This is a genomic window from Latilactobacillus fragifolii (assembly GCF_905332535.1).
Lineage (GTDB): Bacteria > Bacillota > Bacilli > Lactobacillales > Lactobacillaceae > Latilactobacillus > Latilactobacillus fragifolii.
The window spans coordinates 34,749-52,428 of sequence record NZ_CAJOCF010000006.1; the positions used below are offsets into that span (position 1 = coordinate 34,749).

The following is a 17,680-nucleotide window of genomic DNA, read 5'->3' on the forward strand; positions in this document are numbered from 1 at the left end:
CGATTTGAAAGATGATGACATTCGGCAAGATGGCCTGAAGCGCAAAAGAGCACATGAATCTATTCCAATGAAAATACGGGTTACTAATCATGAACGAGAAAAAAATAATTCAAGTTGAACACTTAAAATATGAATACCCACAATCTGAAGGCCATTTAGCACTGAATGGGCTTTCGGTCAGTATCAATGCCGGTGAATGGGTCGCCATCATTGGTCATAACGGCAGTGGTAAGAGTACCTTTGCGAAATCGTTGAACGGTTTGTTAGATTTACAATCGGGATCAGTCACGATTGATGGGTTACCATTATCGTTGGATAACGTGTGGGCTATTCGCCAGAAGATTGGCATGGTCTTCCAGAATCCGGATAATCAATTTGTCGGTGCAACGGTCGAAGACGATGTGGCTTTCGGTCTCGAAAACCAAGGGGTAGCTCGCACTGAGATGATTGAACGGGTTAAAGATGCGCTTGAGCGTGTTGGGATGCGTGACTATTTGAAGCGTGAACCTAGCCGTTTGTCAGGCGGTCAGAAGCAACGCGTGGCCTTAGCCGGTATCATTGCCCAACAACCTGAGATTCTGATTCTCGACGAGGCCACTAGCATGCTTGATCCAAAAGGTCGGGAAGAAGTCCTCGCAACAATTCACAAGTTAAAACAAGAAACGAACATGACCGTGTTGTCCATTACCCATGATATCGATGAAGCCGCCAGTGCGGACCGCATTATTATCTTGGATAAGGGGCAGGTGTATGATCAGGGCACGCCGGCCGATATTTTTGCGTATGGACAACGTTTACTTGATCTAGGTTTAGATGTCCCATATCCGGAAAAACTTAAAGCCGCGCTAAATGAACGCGCTATCGAAATGCCAACGGATTACCTCACAACGGAAAGGATGGTTGATTATTTATGGACATTACATTCAAAAATGTAAACTACACTTATCAGCCAGGCACACCTTTTCAAGGAGTGGGGCTAGAAAATATCAATGTGACCATTCCAAGTGGCTCATATACGGCACTGATTGGCCATACAGGTAGTGGCAAGTCGACATTGCTCCAACACCTCAATGCACTCTTAAAACCAACGAGTGGCGTTGTACGGATTGGTGAACGCGAAATTACCTCTGAAACGAACAATAAAAACTTGAAAGCAATTCGTCAAAAAGTTGGCATGGTTTTTCAATTTCCCGAAAGCCAATTATTTGAGGCGACGGTCCAAAAAGACATTGCTTTTGGTCCGCAGAACTTTGGTGTACCGGAAGCTGAAGCCCTTGGCCGCGCTAAAGAGATGATTGAACTTGTTGGCTTACCGGCCGACGTGATTGATAAATCACCGTTTGATTTATCGGGAGGGCAAATGCGGCGGGTTGCGATTGCCGGTGTCTTAGCAATGCAACCGGAAGTGTTGGTCTTAGATGAGCCAACTGCCGGCCTTGATCCTGTTGGGCGGCGTGAGATGATGGCACTTTTTGAAAAACTGCATCGTGAACAAGGCATGACGATTGTGATGGTGACGCATCAGATGGATGATGTGGCTAATTATGCTGATAATGTTATTGTTTTGGAACATGGCAAACTGGCGAAGACTGGGACACCACGCGAGATTTTTGCGGATCCTGATTGGTTAACGGAAAAACAACTTGGCTTACCAACAACGACGCAGTTCGCGCAAGCCTTAACGCAAAAAGGGTTTGTCTTTGATCAAGTGCCATTAACTGAACATGAGTTAGCCGCCTTATTAGCGGAACAACTACCGAAGAAGGCGGGGGTTGGACATGAATAAATTGATTCTAGGCCGCTATATCCCTGGTGATTCTGTGTTACACCGGATGGATCCCCGGGCGAAGTTATTAGCTAGTTTTTATTACATTGGTATCATCTTTTTAGCACGTACCTGGCAAGCGTATGCCTTGTTACTTGTTTTTACGTTAGCGCTCATTGGAATTTCCAAAATTAAGCTTGATTTCTTTATTAAAGGCGTTAAGCCGCTGTTATGGCTCATTTTATTTACTGTGCTTTTACAGATTTTCTTCACCCGTGGCGGCCATGTTTATTGGCAGTGGGGGTTTCTGACACTTACCCAATATGGACTGATTAATGGCGCCTACATCTTCATGCGCTTTGTATTGATTATTTTCATGTCGACCCTCCTGACATTGACGACACCGCCGCTGTCATTAGCGGATGCGATTGAATCAATTCTCAAACCACTCAAAGTAGTTCATTTTCCCGTGTATGAAGTCGCATTGATGCTATCAATTGCGCTGCGATTTGTACCGACATTGATGGATGAAACAACCAAGATTATGGATGCGCAACGTGCGCGTGGGGTTGATTTTGGGGAAGGTAATTTATTCCAACAAATGAAAGCAATTGTGCCGATTTTAATTCCGTTGTTCGTCAGCAGCTTTAACCGGGCTGATGATTTAGCAACGGCGATGGAAGCACGGGGCTACCAAGGTGGTGAAGGCCGCAGTAAGTATCGAATTTTAAAATGGCGGACAAGAGATACTGTGGCGTTTATCACGATGGGGCTTTTGACCGTCGCATTGTTGCTCTTAAGATAACGCAAAAAGGACGCTGTCTAATCAAAAATGGTTGATTTAACAGAGTCCTTTTTAGTCAGCTTGTTTTTTTGAAGCGGCGTTTCAACGTTGAAGCACTAATGCCAGTTTGGTAACTAATTTGAGCGTACGTAAATCCTTCTTCACGCATGTCTAAGGCTGCTTGAATGTCATCATCCGTATAGGTCGTTTTACGGCCTTCGGAATAACTCGGATTGGTGACACGGGCATTATGCTTTCCTTCCTGGGTGCGGGTGAGAATCATATCACGCTCAAATTGCGCAAAAGCGCTAAATAAGGTGAAAATGAGTCGTCCGGAAGGGGTGTCTTCGATGATACCCATGTTTAAAATATGAATCTTAATGCGGGCTTCAAAAAGTTCCTGAATGATTTCCAGTGCTTCTTTAGTATTTCTTGCGAAACGATCAAGTTTTGTAACAACGATGGTATCACCACTTGAAACTCGATTTAATAGTTCATTAAATTTGGGACGATCAACAGTAGTTCCGGTAAATTTCTCGCTGTAAATGATGTCACAGCTTTCTTCCTTTAATTGACTAATCTGGGTTGCTAGACTTTGTCCGGCAGATGAAACGCGTGCGTATCCGAACTTCATTACACAATTCTCCTTATTTCTAATTATAATAATAATTATACAGCATTTAAGGTCATTTGATATTAAAAATACAGGGTGAACGCATTTTTTTAATAACAGTCATAAAGGGATTGCTACTTTTCAGAAAATTCCTTAGAATAGAGTTACTAACTTTTAACACAAGAGGGATAAAATGACACAACGGTATCGCGTAACAGTTGCCTATGATGGAACCGATTTTGCGGGCTTTCAAGTGCAACCGAACCAACGAACAGTGCAAGGCACATTAGAAAAAGCGCTGACGAAGATGAGTAAGGGTGCTGATATTCAAGTGTATGGTTCAGGCCGGACGGATGCAGGTGTTCATGCGATGGGGCAGGTCGTTCATTTCGATTATCCGCAGGCATTACCAGCAATCAGCATGTTGCGGGCCCTCAACAGCCTTCTCCCCCTTGATATGGAGGTTGTGGATAGTCAATTAGTGGATGACAGTTTTCATGCACGCTTTTCAACGGTTGGCAAGCGCTATATGTATCGGGTTGATCTGGGCCATTATACGAATCCCTTCAAAAGACGGTATACAGGTCATTATCCATATCCAATCGATGTTGACCGAATTAAAGCAGCACTGCCAGATGTCATGGGGACGCATGATTACACTAGTTTTGCCGCTTCTGGTGGGGTCATTAAAGACAAAGTCCGGACGATTTATGATGCAACCGTTGTTTTCGATGAAGCTGAAAATGAACTTGTTTTTGAGTTTTATGGGAACGGCTTTTTGTACAACATGGTGCGGATCTTAGTTGGTACTTTATTGGAAATTGGCAATGGTCGACGGGATGTCCACGATTTTTTGCGACTGTATGAAGTTAAGGACCGTCAACAAGCGCGCTCAAACGCGCCAGCAAGCGGTTTATACCTTAAGACCGTTTATTACGAAACTGATGAAAATAATTGAGATTCAATTGACTTAATCGTGAAATTACGATACTATAGTATCTGGTATTGTTTGCCCCACGATAGGCCCCGGAAACTTATTGAGTGTCAAACAAACACAGAATATTGGAGGAATAAATCGTGCGTACAACTTACATGGCTAAACCAGGCGAAGTAGAACGTAAATGGTATGTGATCGATGCAACAGATATTGCATTAGGTCGTCTATCAACTGTAGTCGCTTCTATCTTACGCGGTAAAAATAAACCAACATTTACACCTAACGTTGATACAGGTGATAACGTCATCGTTATCAACGCTGAAAAAATTAAATTAACAGGTCGCAAAGCAACTGACAAGTTATATCATCACCATAGTAACCATCCTGGTGGTTTGAAAACGCGGACTGCTGGCGAAATTCGTGAAAACAACCCAGAACGTTTAATTGAAATGTCAGTTAAAGGGATGTTACCTAAGAACTCATTGGGTCACAACCAATTCTTGAAGTTACACGTTTACGCTGGTGGCGAACACAAACATCAAGCACAAAATCCAGAAGTCTTAGACATTACGGATATTATTTAAGGAGGAAACTATAGTGGCTCAAGTAACTTATATCGGTACAGGCCGTCGTAAAAACTCAGTAGCTCGTGTACGTTTAGTACCTGGTACTGGTAAAATCACGATCAACAACAAAGATGTTGCTGATTACATTCCATTTGCTAACTTGATTGTAGATATGAAACAACCTTTAACAATTACTGAAACAACAGATAGCTATGATATCTTGGTAAACGTTAAAGGCGGTGGATTCTCAGGCCAAGCTGGTGCAATCCGTCATGGGATTTCACGTGCTTTATTGACAGTTGACCCTGACTTCCGTCCAGCCCTTAAGAGCGCTGGTATGTTAACACGTGACCCTCGTATGAAGGAACGTAAGAAACCAGGTCTTAAGAAAGCTCGTAAAGCTTCACAATTCTCAAAACGTTAATATCAATTCGATATTATTCGGTTTTGCAAAACACCCCACACCTTATGGTTGTGGGGTGTTTTTTTGATTTGAGCTTCTCTAATACACTATTAATGTATGTTAGAGGGATTTTTGCTATGCTAAGGGTAGTTGAAGGAGGCTTTTTTTATGGATCGGTATGCCGTTATTTATAATCCCCACTCTGGTCACAACAATGGTGAGTCGGTTGGGCAAAAAATTGAGCAGGCACTCATTAAGAATCAACACAAGGTCGAACTGATGCCAACCAAAGGGCCAAAAGATGCGACGCGCTTAGCTAAAAAAGCGGCCCAGGCTGACTTTGATGTTGTAGTGGCTGTCGGCGGGGATGGGACCATTAACGAAGTTGTTAGTGGACTTGCAGCGTTAGATCAGCCCCCGTATTTAGGCATTGTACCTGCTGGGACCGTTAATAATTTGGCGCGGGTTTTACAAATCCCGTTGGATATTGATCAAGCGATTGAAAATCTACAGCAGGTTCATTTGCGCCCACTCGATGTCGGGCAAGTGAACGATGATTACTTGATTAGCACAATGACACTGGGGATTTTGGCGGATGCGGCTTTAAACGTTACCCAGAGTGAAAAGCAAAAGTGGGGGCCGCTCGCTTTTTTAAGCAAAGGGATCCATGCATTGGCCAAGCATCAACATTATCCATTAACGATTGAAACGCCTAATCGGCACTGGCAAAAAGACACGCAATTCTTGTTGGTTGCGCTCACGAATTCGGTTGGTGGCTTTACCAACTTTAATCCTGAGGCACAACCCGATGATGGTTATTTTCATGTCTTTGTTGCGCCCAAAATGTCATTAGCACGCTCAGCGATGATTCTGCCTTATTTCTTAACGGGCAATTTTAAAAAGATTCCGGGGATGACCTACTTTAAAGCCAATGAAATCACGATTACTACTGATGATCAGGAGCGGGTGCAAACGCGCATCGATGGTGACCCGAGCGCCAAGTCACCATTAAAGATGCGGCTCTTAGAACATAAGTTACAAGTGATTACACCTGTTCCGGATACCAATAAGAGTGCCTTAGAGCAATTAAAAAAACAGCTTGATTTATAGGATTGGGTTACATTATTTAATAAATAGTTAAAGGCATGGGAGTCATGCGGGAGATTCATTAAAAAGTCAGTCTTTCGCTCGATAGACTAACCGTTGTTCAATATTATATAATCGCTTTAAAGTAGCGATGGTAGTCAATCAGATGAGGAGCGTGGCATGATGAAGGAACGGTTTAATAAGCAACAAGTGAATGATGAACGAAATCCAGAATTTGATTCTTTTTTTGCAGAAGTCTTGCAGAAGTTGCCCCAAAAATCGGCAGCGGTAATTGCAAAGTCTTTTAATCAGTCCAAGGCCTTGGCGGAAAAGACGATAGCTAAGAGTCGCACCCAGTTTGATGGGGTCTTCGAAGACTTCTTAGTCGGGGTGGATACTCAGATGCGCAAAAAGGCCCACAACATCATTCATGCCGCATCATTAACAGCCGCAATTATTGGCTGTTCACCAATTCCGTTTTCCGATGCATTCTTGTTGGTGCCGGTTCAATTAACGATGATGGCGCGCTTGCACAAGCTATTCGGTCAATCTTGGTCGGCCAGTTTGGGCAAGAGCCTGTCGAAAGAATTGGTGCTCGTGGGCTTAGGTCGGAGTGCGGTCGGCAATATTCTAAAATTAGTGCCAGTGGTTGGGACCGTCAGTGGGGCCGCGGTGAATGCGACTGTTGCGATGTCGATTACCGAAGCGCTTGGCTGGTTAACGGTTAAGATGTTAAACGATGGCGAAGATATCTTCAATGATGTGGTTTCGTTCAAAAACCAATTCAGAACGCTGTTTGGATTGTTGCGCCGCAAGTAGTTATTTTTGAATTGACAGAATAAGAACCAATTGATTTAATAAACCTGCATCACTAATTTTTTAGGGAGGCTAATCAGATGCCTAAAGTACTAATTGTTCACACGAATGTTACGCGTTATCAAGGGACTACCGATCCAACCGGATTATGGTTGGGAGAATCTGCAGAGTTCGTTAATGAATTACAAAAAGCGGGGCTTGATTACGATTTTGTCAGTCCTAAAGGCGGCTTCGTTCCGCTTGATCCACGGGGGATGAAGTACACGGATGAATCAATTCTGACCATCTATGAACAACCGGATTACGTGCAACGGGGGTTAGTCGCAACGCTGAAGCCAAGCGATATCAATCCAGCTGATTACGTTGCGATTTACTATACGGGCGGCCATGGCGTGATGTGGGATTTTCCTGATAATCCAGAATTACAAACAATTGCCCGGGAAATTTATAATCACGGTGGCTATCTTGCGTCCGTTTGTCACGGAATTGCGGGTTTACTACGCATTAAAAATGAAGACGGTAAGTATCTGATTGCTGGTAAAAAAGTGACTGGGTTTACCACTGCAGAAGAAATTATTGCGGGGAAGAAAAAAGTGGTGCCATTTTTAAACCAAGAAGTGGCATCTCAAAGCGGTGCCCAATTTGTGCAAAAACGGTTCTACAAACCATTTGCTGTCCAAGACGGCCAGTTGATTACGGGGCAAAATCCATTTTCTGTACGGGAAGTGACGAAGCGCTTGATTCCAGCCCTATCTAAATAACGGTTAGGCATTTTTTGAATTCTATGCTAATCTTATAGGATGTAGAAAAGTGAGGAATCAGAAGATGAGTGAAAAACAAACACCAAAATTAACGCAAAAAGAAAAAATGCAAGCACTAATTGATCAGAAAAAAGGCGGCGGCAGATCAAAACAAACTGACGTTGCTAAAAATGATCGGACAAAGATGCGCAAAGGACCCAAGATTTTTAACGAAATCCACTGGTAAAAAACAGAGTGCGTCATCAACGATTAGCTTCTGAGCATTAGCCTAATAAGGCGGATGATTGCTGAAAGCAATCGTTTGACTTGTGTAGCTAAACGCAGCAGTATGCTTTTGAAAAGCACGTTTTCGGGCTAGGGCAAATTTGTCCTAGCCCTTTTTGATGTGGCGCGCTATGATATAGACAACTTATTTTAAAGTGATTGGAGTTTCAATATGTCATCCTTAATAGATCAAATGCAACACCATGTTTCAGTTCGCGATTTCGAAGCAACCCCCCTTAGCCCGACAGTGAAGCAGCAGCTCATTGCGGCAGCTCAAAGTGGATCTTCTTCGAATTTCGTTCAGGCCTTTTCAATCATTGAAGTGACTGATGTTGCGATTCGTGATGAAATTGCGACGATTTCTCAGAGCGCGGCGTATGTTAAGCAGACGGGGACGTTCTATGTTTTTGTCGCAGACTTATACCGCCAGGCCACTCTTCTAGAAAAAGCCGGCCAGTCATTAGCTGGCATTCAAAATATGGAAGCCTTATTAGTCGCAACGGTTGACACAACCATCGCGGCTGAAGATATGGCAGTCGCGGCCGAATCGTTAGGGTTAGGTATCTGTTATATCGGTGGCATTCGCAACGACATTGCGCGTGTCGCTGAACTACTGGGGTTGCCCGCGTATACGGTCCCGCTATTTGGCTTAACAATCGGCATTCCGAAGACTAAAAATCAGGTTAAACCACGGTTACCCCAAGCTAATCAAGTTGCACAAAATCACTATGATGTCTCTCAAGCAACGGATTTAGCACAATACGATCAACAAATGCAAAATTATTATGCTAACCGCGGGCGTAATCAACAACAAACTGATTGGTCGACCAAGAATACGGCCTTCTTTAGTGAAGTGCGGCGACCAGCAGTGGCGCGCTTTTTGAAAAAACAAGGGTTTACTCTAAATTAAATCTTCTTTTTAAGCATGTAAGTTTACTTACTGTGGATAAACATGTCATTGTAAAGAAAAGGAGATATTTACAATAAAAAAAATTTCTGTACTACAGCCAGATGTGAATAAATTAAAAATGGCGATAGATCAATTACCATTTGAGGTAGTTTGTTTTTATACAGTTATTTTGGAAAAAACTTACAACGAAATTTATGTTAAACAAAAGCTTGATATTGTAACATCAGAAATTTTAAAAAATGCAGAGAAGGCATTACAGGATATTCCTAATTTTTTTAGAGAGTCTTTAAAAATGTTGAACGAAGTAGATTTAGTGAAAATAGAATATTAGTTAAGCTGAATATTCAAAGATGATAAAAACGTTGATAATATTTTCTAAAAGTGGTCTGCTTTATTCCTGGCCATCTGGTTTTCTGCTATTGGGATAGTAGTCGGTGTCGGCGGGTACTTTAGGCAGAAGCGCCGGTTACACCTTTATCGGTAATGAGGTCAAAAGACAATCAGTTTGCTGATTGTCTTTTTTGAATGTCCTACAAGCTTGGATATGCGATAATAAAGTTAGCTAAATGTAACCGTTAAATCGATAGAGGAGTGATCACAATGAGTTTAATTGATGTGCGCCATGTCGCCAAGCGTTATCAGATGGGCGAGACGACTATCGTGGCCAATCACGATATTAATTTTACAGTCAATGCAGGTGAGTTAGCAGTGATTCTTGGCCCAAGTGGTGCGGGAAAATCGACAGTGCTGAATATTTTAGGTGGAATGGATACCCCCGATGAAGGACAAGTATTAATTGATGGGGTTGATATTGCGCAGTTTAGTGCGCGCCAATTGACGGCGTTTCGACGAACTGACGTGGGGTTTGTCTTTCAATTTTACAATTTAGTGCCGAATTTAACGACGCAGGAAAATGTAGCACTAGCAACGGCCGTCGCACCCAATGCCTTAGATGTTGAGCTTGTTTTGCAGCAAGTTGGGTTACAGGATCGATTGCAAAACTTTCCGGCCCAACTGTCTGGCGGAGAACAACAGCGCGTCGCCATTGCGCGGGCGCTGGCTAAGAATCCGAAACTCCTCTTATGCGATGAGCCAACTGGCGCACTAGATTATGAAACGGGCAAGCAGATTCTTAAATTGCTACAAGAGGTCAGCCGGCAACAGCACCGGACCGTTGTTTTAATTACACATAATGCGGCGATTGCGCAGATGGCCGATCGTGTGATTCACATTAACGATGCGCGTGTTCGGTCAATTGATGTGCAACCCAACCCACTTCCAGTTGAACAGATTGAATGGTAGGTGGCTAATATGCAGACACGCTTATATTTACAAACCACATTCCGCGATATTTTACAGACGTTTGGGCGGTTTGTTGCGATTACGCTGATTATTTTAATGGGCGTTTTATTGTTCGTGGGGATCAAATCGATTGGCCCGAATTTAGAAGAGACTGTCGACCATTTTGTCACCACACAGCGCGTATCTGATTTACAGATTAGTGGGACCGCAGGCTTAACGCAACAGGATCGGACGGTCGTCGAAAAAATACACGGTGTCCAAGCTGAATTGGGTTATCAGATTCCATATCGCGATGAAGCGCGGGATGTTAACTTGCAATTATATAATTACCAACCAACTGCGCGGCAAAATCGCTTAACGTTGACTGCCGGGCGTTATCCGCAACGACCAAATGAAATTTTAGTGGATAATGCGGTGAAGACGCACTATCCACTGGGGCAGACGATGGCGATCAAGAGCCGCCAATTACTGATCCAACGGTTTAAAGTGGTCGGTTATGTCGATTCACCGTTATATATCGACCGTAAGGAACGGGGCACCGTCCCAGTCGGGGATGGTCAGCTAGATGGCTTTATGTATTTGCCGCAAAAGGCATTTGCCCCCCAACCGTATTCGGTGATGATGGTGCGCTTTAGCGATTTAGATCGCCACAGTAGCTTTTCACAGGCTTATCGCACCGGCATTGCGACTAAAGAGACCCAGATGATGCGCCAATTAAAAGCCCACCCAACGCATCCGCAGCAACAGTACCTACTAACTGCGCGCAGTGCCAATCCGGGCTTTAATGAGTTTACGAGTTTGTCGGATCGCATCGATGCGATTGGGAATGTCTTTCCGGTCTTTTTTTTCTTAATCGGAATTCTAATTACCTTTACAACCATTACGCGGATGATCGAAGAAAATCGCAAGGAAATCGGGACATTAAAGGCACTGGGCTATCGTAATTGGGAAATTGCGCAGAAGTATTTACTATACGCGCTATTAACAGGCAGTATCGGGGCGGTGCTTGGGACCATCTTGGGCACGAAGTTATTACCATTAGTCGTTTACCGGATTCAAAAACCGGTTTACATCTTCGCTAATTACCCAACGCATTTTTGGGGAATTCCTATTCTGTTGGCCATCGGAGCGGTCATGATTGCGACAGTTGGGGCAACGGGGTATGTTTTAATCCGTGATTTGCGCGCGAAGCCGACCCAATTACTACGACCAAAAGCGCCAAAACCGGGCCAACGGATTTGGTTAGAAAGAATTACACCGCTCTGGCAACGGTTGAGCTTTCATCAAAAGGTTACTTATCGTAATCTTTTTCGCTATAAAGCACGAATGATTCTGACTATTTTAGGCATTGCTGGTTGTACCGGGCTAATGGTTGCAGGCTTTGGCTTAAAGACGTCAATTGGCGAAGTTGCCAATCGCCAGTTTAAGCAATTGATTCATTACCAAGCCATTGTGACGCTCAAAAATCCCAATAAGCTAACCCAAACAAAAATGATGTTAGCGCAGACTGAGAAAGTCCGTTCTTATTTACCGGTCACAATGACCCAAATTAAGTTCAAGCAAAAAGGGGTTACGGATCAAGCGGCGACAGTCTATGCAGTCGCTGATCAGGCCAAGTTGGCGCGGTACGTTGCTTTAAAAGCTCCACGGGAACACCGGCCGCTAGCATTACCGAAAGATGGTGCGGTGATTGCCGCGAACCTCGCTAAAACCTATGCGGTCCAAAAAGGCGATTGGTTAACCTTGCAAACGGCACAAGGTCAGCGTGCCCGAATTCAGGTTGTGGGTATCAGTGAAAACTACCTTGGCAACAGCGTCTATCTCCGCCAATCCGCTCTTTCAAAAACGCTACAACAACCAGTTACGGCCAATGCCTATCTCGTGCGTACCGCTAAGATGACCACCAAGCAAGAAAAACAGTTGGCAACCCGTTTGCAACAGACAACGGAAGTGGCCGCTACGACGTTTATTAGTGATCAAGGGGCTAAGCAAGCAACGGCGAGTGCTAATTTAGACCCGATCGTTTTGATTTTCATCGGATTATCAGCCATTTTAGCGTTTGTCGTCTTGTTCAACCTTACCAGCATCAACGTTTCAGAGCGGGAACGTGAATTGGCAACAATTAAAGTACTCGGCTTTTTCGATCGAGAAGTGACAGCCTATATTGTGCGCGAAAATGTGATTTTCACCATGATTGGGATCGTGCTTGGCTTTGGAATCGGTAAATTACTGACTTGGTTTATCATTACGATGGCGTCCTCGGAACAAGTGGCCTTTCCCCTCATCATGCCAGCTAGCGGCTACCTAATTGCGGCAGGGATGACGGTGCTATTTTCACTGATTGTGATGGGGATGACCCACCGTAAGTTAAAAGGAATTGATATGATTGGAGCATTAAAGGAGAACGAATAAAAGGTTTAGCAAATAATGCTTTTTTACAAGCCTGTAATGTGACGATATGGGCAGATGCTTAAATTTTTGAAGCCGGCAAGCTTAAATGACGGACATTTTAGAATAGACTACCTAAATAGCAATGCTAGTTAAAGACCCAAAAGCTGAGGCCATTTCGGCTCAGCTTTTTTGAGGCAGATACTTTATAATAGAAGTATTACAAACATAAGGAATGATGCAAATGGAGACGACAGTGATCATCTCAATGCTCTTTCGGTTGGCCAAAGTCTTTGATGACATGGGCAAGTTATTGTTTAAAGCGCATTTAGATGTGCCATTGACGTTTGACAGCGCACAATCGCAGACCTTATTACGCCACAATAACCGCTTAGCGTTTAGGTATCGACAACTGAAAATAAGTAAAACGAAACTGCTAAATCAATTATTGGCAACAGTGGGGGGTGATCCCTATTTGTGGAATAAGTTGAAGCGACTACAAGCATTAGATGCGGCAAGCTTAGCCGTTTCATCCAAGCCACAGTTTAAGCGGCAACGGAAGATTAATCGATTAAAGCAACTGATTATCGATCTGCAAAATGAAAAAATTAATGAGAGTACGGTTTTGACAAAGCAAGCACTCGCCTACTTGTACCATATTGCACCTGACAAAGTGGCGGCCACAAGTAAATCCGGACCAGTATTAACCGATCCGTTTGTTAGCCGCGCCTTTAAAATGGACATGATGGCCCTCAATTATTTGGATCAGTATTTTAACGTGCAAGAATTGCAATATTATGTGCAATATCTGGTGTTTATTCACGCGCATCAAGCAGCAGAAGCGGTGATTCACTACGATGCGCGGACGGTTTTGCCAAATGCCAAACAAACTGGCTTTTCGGCAGTTGCCTATTACATCACGATTAACCGCCAGTCGTACACTTACATCTCATATAAAGGGACTGAGGGGACGATGGACGATCCGCGGATTAAGTCGTTTACGCAACGGCTGGATAATTACGTCCGTGAGAGTTATCAGGATTGGAAGTATAATATTGATGCGATGCTGATTGGCAATACTGAAAATGATGAACAACTTCAACTAGCGCGGCGGTTTACCCGCTATGTAGTTCGCCGCGTGCGGAAGATTAATCCAGCAACAGTCATCTATGGGCTAGGGCACTCGCTTGGTGGGCATTTTGTGCAGACGGTTCAATTACTGGATGAGCCGTTTGATGGCGGCTATACGTTGAATGCCGCACCGGTTCAATTGAAGCAGATTAAGCATTATCGACCGGATCTATTGTCAGCTTCAGAATGGCAACAATTATTCGCCTTGACTAAGCATAATAATACACAAGATCCGGCCGTTGCGATGCAAGTGCATGCCATTTTAGGCCACGAGTACGCCACAATCGAAAACGAATGGTTTATCAAAGATTTAACGCGGATCTATTTTGGCTTTCCATATACGTTTTACATCGGGACGGCGCGGTATCTGAATGTTAAAAATTGGCAATACCCGTTCGTGGTTGATGTGGCACCCTATCTTCAAAAAGATGAAATTCGGGCGTATAGCCAGTTCTGGGGTAACCTAATTCGTTACTTGAAGCGGGTTGAGACTAAAAACGGGTCATTGATGTTGGCAAGTCTGATGACATATGGGTTGCAGACATTACGTGAAGTGTATGCCGCAATTAAAACTGACCAAGCCCAAAAGATTTTTGCGGCGTATGCGCATTATTTATATGATGCCCATATTTTTAAAGACACCCCTGTTCAGGTACAAGCCAATTTTGAACGGGAATTGTCACGGCCCCGCACGGCATTGCGGGTGTTACAAAGTGAATGGCCATTTTTGAAGAGCGTCAACAACGAGATGGTTGAAGCCGTCATTTTCTTCCATACGATTGAAGGCGCCCAGTACTTTACACGCTAGACAGATGGGATGTTAAACAATGGATATTTATTTAAAACAAGCAATTTTACAAGTGGTTGACCGTGAACTTGGGGATCCAATTTACTCGCAACAGGGATTGGATCTCACCAACGGCAACACGCGCGACTATTTAATCAACAAGATTAAAAAATTATCGTCTGCTCAGAGTAAGACCGGCGTATTGCGTCAAGATGCCGCGCTTGCATCAATTCTGCGCGATGCGACAGCTGATTTTATCGGCGTTAGCCAACGCTTGGTTGAAAAATGGTACACGGTCTATCAAAAAAGTGACGATGCACCGAGTGCGGATGCGTTTGTTGTCTTGTATGAACAAGACGCGCAAGCTTATTTGGCTTTTTTAAAGGTCGATTATCATCAAGCATTCACCCACTATGTGAACGCCGAAGAGGGCCCATTGATGAATCAGTTGATCATTCATCAATCAATCTTATCGAATAAGACCCAAAAGGCAGATGAGGGGTTTGCGATTAATCTGCAGACGTTTGGCTTTGAATTGATGGAGAAGAAGTACACCTTCTCCGGTGAAAAGATGCCGTATTTATCAACGAACGTGATTGAAAGTGAGCCGGCACCATCGCTAGAGGAAAACGTTAAAGTCGTAAAAAAAGCAGCTGAAAAAATCGGGAAGAAATTTGAAGTTGCCAAACATGATGTTGTGGCTAACGTCAAAGAAGCCATTTATAACACGCTTGAAACCACGGGTGAAATCGACCCGCATCAGATAGCAACTAAGATTTTTAAAGACAATATTTCGGCTCAAAGTGAATTTAAAGCGGAGATGACCGAAAATGTGTCAGCCGAACCGGCGCCCATTTCACCAGCTGTTCGCGAAATTGCTGAGAAGAAATACGGTAAACAGAAACTAAAACTTTCAAATGGCATCGAGCTAATCGTTCCAATTGACGTCTACCAAAACCCGGCACTCTTCGAATTCGTTAATCATCCAGACGGGACAATGTCGGTAGAAATAAAGAATGTGGAAGAAGTAATCAGTAGACTATAGCGAAAGCAAAAAAGGCGGTTTGATCATCAAAATGATGATTAAACCGCCTTTTTGGTTGGCCTTTAAAGCCTAACTTGAGAATATCGAATAATAATGTTTACTCGATGTGGGCAAATACGGCGTATTGCGATTGCTGGCGTGAGATATAGCACTTTTTGAAAAGTTTCATCATTTGTGTCAGCAGCTTTAATTGCGCGAATGATTTAGCAATGGCGATATCAAGGTGTGAAGGTTGCGGCAAGTTTTAAAATGGTGTTATTAATAGTTATTTTACAAATCATACTTTTTTGGAATGATGGTTAATTATTTATAATCCTATCATGAATCCTGAAAATGGCTAGTATAACGGTAATTATATAAGTATTAGATTATGTTTACATGTCATAAAATATAATAGCAAACAAGTTAAAAAAATAACAAAATAAGCTGAGGCAATAAAAAAATTTTTTATGTGCGAAACGCTTACAGCACCAAAGGGTCTTTTGGAATAAGGAAAATCTAATTAAATATATTACTTGCACCATCGAAAAAGAAATGATACATTATTCACATAGCAGAGATAATCAACGTCAACGACTAATAACTGTCGCTGCTAAAAAATATAAAAACGCACTTGGAGGCGAAAATATGATTAAAAGCTCAAAATTGGTAAATTTGGTGTTAGTATCATCAACAGTATTAGGTATGGTGGCTAATGCAAGTATGGCTAGTGTTAATGCTGCATCAAATGGATCAACTGATGTTACACAAACTTCTAAGATAGCCAACAGAGGTGGCATTAATGTCATCACGAAAGGCGCTACAACTTTTGAAGGGTCTAATATGTTGGAAGGGGTTAAGCTATCTAATGATTTTTCGTTGACTTCAGGGACATTACAAATTAACTATACCGGGACAACTCAATATTCATTGACGATTGGCGAAAAAACAAAAACCTTTGTAAGTATGCCAGAAGAATTTAAACCATTAATGCAAAAAACGACAGCAGATGGGAAAACATTCCTAGACTATATTGAAGATTCAAGTTACTTCTATGCTCCAAATAATCTCGGTGAAAAGAAACATACTTACCAACGTAGCGACATTTCGTATGATTCAGCGACTAATACTTTAATTTTTCAAAATCAAGTCAGTTTAAATAATTTACTTGGAGGTGAAACGTTAGAAGCGCATATCTTTGTTGACTTAGGGCAAGCTATTACCGATTTAGGTGAAAGAATTCCAGATGCTTATAATCATTCAAATTATAAATTCCAATCAACAGTTGTCACAGATGATTCACTTCCTGATTGGAATATTATTGGCGACGCAGAAGCGGACGGCTTTATCAACTGGGATAAACTAGATAAGGGCTGGACAATTGTCAATCAAATTCCGACGATTAGTGAGCCTGTGACTGATACGGATACAGAGATTATAGGGGGCAACGCACCAGCAGGTTCAACTGTCACAATTCGTGCAAATTCTGAAAACGGTCCAGTGGTTGGAACCGCTATTGCAGGTGCCAACGGAACTTATATTATTAAAAATATTACGAAACAAAAAGCAGGAACGGTTTTATACGCAGAACAAACAACTGCCTTGGGGACTAAAGGTTATGGTAAAGCAACTGTGGTCCATAACAATTCCAAGCCAGCAGCACCAGTTGTAGATAATAAAAAAGTTGTTTGGGGTAATCAGATTTCCGGTAAGATCGATATTCCTGGTGATACAATTCAAGCAATAAATGGAATGAATGGTAATGTGTATAAAGTTGAGATAAGTGCGGATGGGACATCGTTTACGATTGATACATCACAAGTTGATAAGTCCGATTTACCAACAAATATAGAAATTACAGAAACAAATGGTGAGCTAGTTAGTGATAAAACAACTGTGCTCGTATACCAGAACGCATAAAAATAATGACAAATAAATGAAATAGCATGTCATGAACTGAACTCTCGATGTTGGATTAAATCCGGTATCGGGGGTTTTTATTTTTACCTAAAAGAATCAAAGAAGGGCGGTGCAATTATCAAAATGATGATTGCACCGTCCTTCTTTTCTTGCGCTTTAAAGATTAACTTGAGAATATCAGAAAATAATTAAATCATCCTCAAAAGAGCCTGTAGCTAAATCA

18 protein-coding genes are annotated in these 17,680 nt (G+C 42.7%); 17 read left to right on the forward strand and 1 reads right to left on the reverse strand.

The annotated features are described in order from the left end of the window. Positions 1–89 precede the first annotated feature (89 nt). Genes J7Q78_RS08010 through J7Q78_RS08020 form a run of 3 tightly spaced genes read left to right on the forward strand, consistent with a single transcriptional unit; the run spans position 90 to position 2,570 of the window. Positions 90–935, forward strand: a complete 846-nt coding sequence (locus tag J7Q78_RS08010) for an energy-coupling factor ABC transporter ATP-binding protein (RefSeq protein WP_208422937.1) — start codon at positions 90–92, stop codon at positions 933–935. Beyond that, positions 911–1,786, forward strand: coding sequence for an energy-coupling factor ABC transporter ATP-binding protein (locus J7Q78_RS08015; protein ID WP_208422938.1), 876 nt, complete (start codon positions 911–913; stop codon positions 1,784–1,786). Before J7Q78_RS08010 ends, J7Q78_RS08015 begins: the two co-directional genes overlap by 25 nt. Continuing rightward, entirely contained in the window at positions 1,779–2,570 is a 792-nt protein-coding gene (locus J7Q78_RS08020) for an energy-coupling factor transporter transmembrane component T family protein (protein ID WP_154243323.1), read from the forward strand. The genes J7Q78_RS08015 and J7Q78_RS08020 overlap by 8 nt, the downstream gene beginning before the upstream one ends. 55 nt (positions 2,571–2,625) lie before the next feature. Here J7Q78_RS08020 and J7Q78_RS08025 read toward each other — a convergent pair whose 3' ends face one another. Beyond that, positions 2,626–3,183, reverse strand: coding sequence for a recombinase family protein (locus J7Q78_RS08025; protein ID WP_154243322.1), 558 nt, complete (start codon positions 3,181–3,183; stop codon positions 2,626–2,628). Positions 3,184–3,355: 172 nt separating this feature from the next. Between J7Q78_RS08025 and truA the strand changes: the two genes are divergently transcribed. From truA to J7Q78_RS08095, 14 genes are all read left to right on the forward strand, one after another. Beyond that, positions 3,356–4,120 (forward strand): tRNA pseudouridine(38-40) synthase TruA, encoded by a 765-nt coding sequence (gene truA, locus J7Q78_RS08030; RefSeq protein ID WP_208427754.1) that lies wholly within the window; start codon positions 3,356–3,358, stop codon positions 4,118–4,120. Positions 4,121–4,239: 119 nt separating this feature from the next. Then, on the forward strand, positions 4,240–4,683 hold the full coding sequence (gene rplM / locus J7Q78_RS08035) for a 50S ribosomal protein L13 (RefSeq protein WP_154243320.1): 444 nt from the start codon (positions 4,240–4,242) through the stop codon (positions 4,681–4,683). A gap of 13 nt (positions 4,684–4,696) precedes the next feature. Then, positions 4,697–5,089: a 30S ribosomal protein S9 gene (gene rpsI / locus J7Q78_RS08040; protein WP_154243319.1), complete on the forward strand. Its 393-nt coding sequence runs from the start codon at positions 4,697–4,699 to the stop codon at positions 5,087–5,089. 147 nt (positions 5,090–5,236) lie between these two features. Beyond that, positions 5,237–6,178 (forward strand): diacylglycerol/lipid kinase family protein, encoded by a 942-nt coding sequence (locus tag J7Q78_RS08045; RefSeq protein WP_208422940.1) that lies wholly within the window; start codon positions 5,237–5,239, stop codon positions 6,176–6,178. A 156-nt stretch (positions 6,179–6,334) separates the two neighbouring features. After that, the gene (locus J7Q78_RS08050; RefSeq protein ID WP_407929562.1) at positions 6,335–6,973 is read left to right on the forward strand and encodes a YcjF family protein; all 639 of its coding nucleotides are present in this window, start codon (positions 6,335–6,337) and stop codon (positions 6,971–6,973) included. A gap of 77 nt (positions 6,974–7,050) precedes the next feature. Then, complete coding sequence (locus tag J7Q78_RS08055) at positions 7,051–7,731, forward strand: type 1 glutamine amidotransferase domain-containing protein (RefSeq protein WP_208422941.1); 681 nt, start codon at positions 7,051–7,053, stop codon at positions 7,729–7,731. Positions 7,732–7,795: 64 nt separating this feature from the next. Beyond that, positions 7,796–7,957, forward strand: a complete 162-nt coding sequence (locus J7Q78_RS08060) for a hypothetical protein (protein WP_004270617.1) — start codon at positions 7,796–7,798, stop codon at positions 7,955–7,957. Between the two features lie 210 nt (positions 7,958–8,167). Continuing rightward, positions 8,168–8,905: an oxygen-insensitive NADPH nitroreductase gene (nfsA, locus tag J7Q78_RS08065; RefSeq protein WP_154243314.1), complete on the forward strand. Its 738-nt coding sequence runs from the start codon at positions 8,168–8,170 to the stop codon at positions 8,903–8,905. A 118-nt stretch (positions 8,906–9,023) separates the two neighbouring features. Continuing rightward, a complete protein-coding gene (locus J7Q78_RS08070) occupies positions 9,024–9,236 on the forward strand; it encodes a hypothetical protein (RefSeq protein ID WP_208422942.1) in 213 nt (70 codons plus the stop codon). Between the two features lie 269 nt (positions 9,237–9,505). Next, positions 9,506–10,207, forward strand: a complete 702-nt coding sequence (locus J7Q78_RS08075) for an ABC transporter ATP-binding protein (protein WP_154243312.1) — start codon at positions 9,506–9,508, stop codon at positions 10,205–10,207. Positions 10,208–10,216: 9 nt separating this feature from the next. Next, positions 10,217–12,619: an ABC transporter permease gene (locus J7Q78_RS08080; protein ID WP_208422943.1), complete on the forward strand. Its 2,403-nt coding sequence runs from the start codon at positions 10,217–10,219 to the stop codon at positions 12,617–12,619. A gap of 220 nt (positions 12,620–12,839) precedes the next feature. Beyond that, complete coding sequence (locus tag J7Q78_RS08085; RefSeq protein WP_208422944.1) at positions 12,840–14,534, forward strand: DUF6792 domain-containing protein; 1,695 nt, start codon at positions 12,840–12,842, stop codon at positions 14,532–14,534. A 19-nt stretch (positions 14,535–14,553) separates the two neighbouring features. After that, positions 14,554–15,558, forward strand: a complete 1,005-nt coding sequence (locus J7Q78_RS08090; protein ID WP_208422945.1) for a nucleoid-associated protein — start codon at positions 14,554–14,556, stop codon at positions 15,556–15,558. A 627-nt stretch (positions 15,559–16,185) separates the two neighbouring features. Beyond that, a complete protein-coding gene (locus J7Q78_RS08095) occupies positions 16,186–17,457 on the forward strand; it encodes an Ig-like domain-containing protein (protein ID WP_208422946.1) in 1,272 nt (423 codons plus the stop codon). Positions 17,458–17,680 lie beyond the last annotated feature (223 nt).